At 57.3% G+C, this 3,041-nt stretch carries 2 protein-coding genes; both read right to left on the minus strand.

Features of this window, described 5'->3' with window-relative positions; translation table 11 throughout:
- Positions 1–846: hypothetical protein (locus EAX62_RS16595; RefSeq protein WP_199711366.1), on the minus strand; the 846-nt coding region annotated here is incomplete at its 3' end.
- Between the two features lie 1,374 nt (positions 847–2,220).
- Positions 2,221–3,041 (minus strand): right-handed parallel beta-helix repeat-containing protein (locus tag EAX62_RS16510; RefSeq protein ID WP_147454164.1); only part of this gene is annotated, 821 nt, incomplete at its 5' end.

A 3,041-nucleotide genomic window follows, 5' to 3' on the forward strand; every position in this document is an offset into this window, starting at 1 on the left:
CACGGGATACGACGCCGAACCCACCGCCACAGAACCAAGCGCCGACGCAGCCGGAACAACCGGAGGCTGAACTGGAGGGGCCGGAGGCTGAACCGGCGGGGCCGGAGGCTGAACCGGCTGGGCCGGCTTGACCGTGGGCGACGGTTTCACCGTAGGCACCGGCTTGCGTGACGATTCGATGCTATCTAGCGTCATAGCGCCAGTCTTCACCCAGCCAAAGGTGCCTTTGTGAAAAATCTCGCTGTACGAACCAGTTGTCCGCTGGGTGCTGATCGTGGTGGAGCCCTTGAGTATGGTTCCGCTCGAGGCCCCCCCTGGAACTCCCACATACAACGGCACGTCGGCAACGACCCACCGCCGCGTGGTGGGAGTGGCCGCAGCAGTCAGCCGGCCCGTCTCCTGACTGAACACGAACTTGGGGTAGTCAACTGTTCCGGGGGTGAAATAAACCAAGCTGTTGAACAGCCACTGTCTACCCGACTTGATGAAGGAGCGGCAGGCGCTCGCGCCCGTCCAGCCGTCGTTGCAGGAGGTCAGCCATTCACGGCCGCCCGACGAAAAATAGCCAGGCCGCGCCAGCGGGTTATCGAACCAAATTTTCCGGTCTACCGCGAGGTAGGTGAGATTATTGAACAGCCACTTCCCGCCAGACATGATCTCAGCGCGGCATCGCGTGATGTTGGCATCGTAGGAGGAGCAAGTAGTTTTCCATTCCCGACCGCCGACCACGTGGCGACCAGGAGTGGTGTAGACGTTGACTTCGGCCGACGCTGGAGACGGTGCGGCGACGGTTGATGCAACCGCAAGCGATGCGGCGGCCAAGAGAGTGAGGACGTGCTTGATCATGTGTACAACTCCATAGGGGGGTAGGAGGCCTGACCGCTTCATCGTGCCATCAGGTGTTGCAATCTTCGCATCGGGTTCAGGTAGCACGCAGCAACCATGCGCAGATGGTGAATATCAGATATCATTATTGCCGTTACACCCGGCTTGGTGAACATCATTCGTTAATCAATCAATGAACTAACTACCCCCTCCTAGATATCTTGGCAGGAGCCCACACCCGCGCGACGAGTTGGTCCACCTTCACACTCCCCCACCCAAGCATCGGCTCGCTCAATCAAATTCGGAGACCGTCACCCAACCCTTGATGTGAGAACAGTGAGTTTCGGTGATACTTTGCTGCCGCTGCGGTCCAGCCTATGGTGTTCAAGTTTCTGAGTTATTTACCGAGCACCCACTCGTGGATATCGAACAGTTCGGAAGTAGGTCCCAAACAGCCCTGCTCTTCACAGATTCGTCGGCAATTCCACAAATCTCCAAAGAAGGGCTCAGTCACAAAGATGACGCAGGCGAGAAGTTCGCAATCCGGTTACGCGCAGCCTAAACCTCGCGCAATGTGGCCGCGCGAACGAAAACTCTCAGGCAACCTCGGGTGTTCGCTGACACCCGCGTGGCTCCTGAATTGACCGCCAACCAGTTCCGATCGAAAGTAGCGGTATGAGTCGAAAGTAGCGGTATGAGAACGCCCGGAGACTCCGCTGCTTTTATCGTAGCCCTCGGCCAATATTCGTAGCTCTCGCGGTAGTCCCGAAGACAGGCAAGACACCCTTACACAGCGCTGTGGAATCGGATTGGACCTGTTGCGACATCGCAAAGTGATCGGAGCGGTGCGGACTACGGTGCTGAGCAAGAGAGAGAGATTGAAATTAATACAGAAGAGCGGGCGTTTCGAGCGATGGCTCGGCGCCGTGATCCATACGATCGACCCACCCCTTCTCCACAGGGCCCACGCTAACCTCAACGGTGACCGTCGGGTGCGGACTCACTCCCTTTCGCCGCTCGAGTCATAGCTTGTGTGGAACTGTTTTGCCCCAAGGAGAGGATCGCGAGAGGTATTAGGGGAAAGAGAAAGCCCAAGTCAGCCTCGCTGCGCTCGGCTCGTGTCGACCCGAGGCGATTGAAACGGATTGCAGGTAGTCCAATGAGTCACGCGCCGATGCCGCGGGTTCCCTCTCTTGTGCCCCAAGCCCCAAAGTGGCGACCACTCGAAACCCATGGTGGGGGCACCATTGAGACGCCCGGTCCCGAAGCAGCGCGGTCCCAGCGACCTCATTGAAGACGGGCGGACCCTTCACGAGTCACTTCTATTCGTCCTCGATAGGCGACGATGGTGTGCCCCGCAACGTTGGCGGGGCACACCATCGCGTTCGCAGTGTCCTACTTGAGTATTGGTGTCACCGCACCGAGTCTTCGCGTGTCTGCCGGCACTCCGATAGCGGATGCCACGGCGGCCGGGATGGGGAGTGCCACCGACGAACTATTTGCCAGCGCTGCAGGCGTGAGCTGGAAGGAACTCGTGAGAATCGAGGCACCCTCGGAGAGCGATGATCGCAAGTCGTTGCCCGTGCCGGAACGAAAGTCGGCCAGGTTCTTGTAGCTTGCCAATTTGGCCCCATTTGCCCAACACACGAGGTTGGCGGGCGAGGAAGGACCAGCCCGATGGTAGGCATTGCCCTCCGATTTCACCCGCATCGTCTGTCCGCTGATCTTCTTCTCGTAATCGTCCACCAGATACTGACAGCTTCCCGCTCCATAGGACAGCACGTTATTCTTCAGCGAAACGTCCCTGACCAACATCGAAAACACCGGGTCAGAACTGCGTCTGGTGTCTTGGAAAAGGCGAACCGAGTAGGATTTGTTGTCGTGGAATGTATTGTTCCACACCGAGATGGTGTTGGAGTCGATGATATAGATGCCCGACTTGACATTCCGAATGAAGTAGTTATTCGCTACGAGGACCCCGGACGACATCTCCAACTCCAGGCCGTTTCCTCCATTGTCCACGAATTTGTTTCCCAAGACTCTTACGTCTGAAACCTCCGCATCAAACCAGAGGCCGTCGGTCAGATTCTGTTCGAAAACGTTGGCTGATATCAGCACGTTTTGCGATGTGGTGATCTTCACACCGCCTGAAACCGGGGCCTGCTTGAAAGACTCACTATTGTTGCCCCTAATAACAGACTCAGACAAGACGAAAT

The sequence above is a fragment of the Tessaracoccus antarcticus genome (assembly GCF_003688855.1).
Lineage (GTDB): Bacteria > Actinomycetota > Actinomycetes > Propionibacteriales > Propionibacteriaceae > Arachnia > Arachnia antarctica.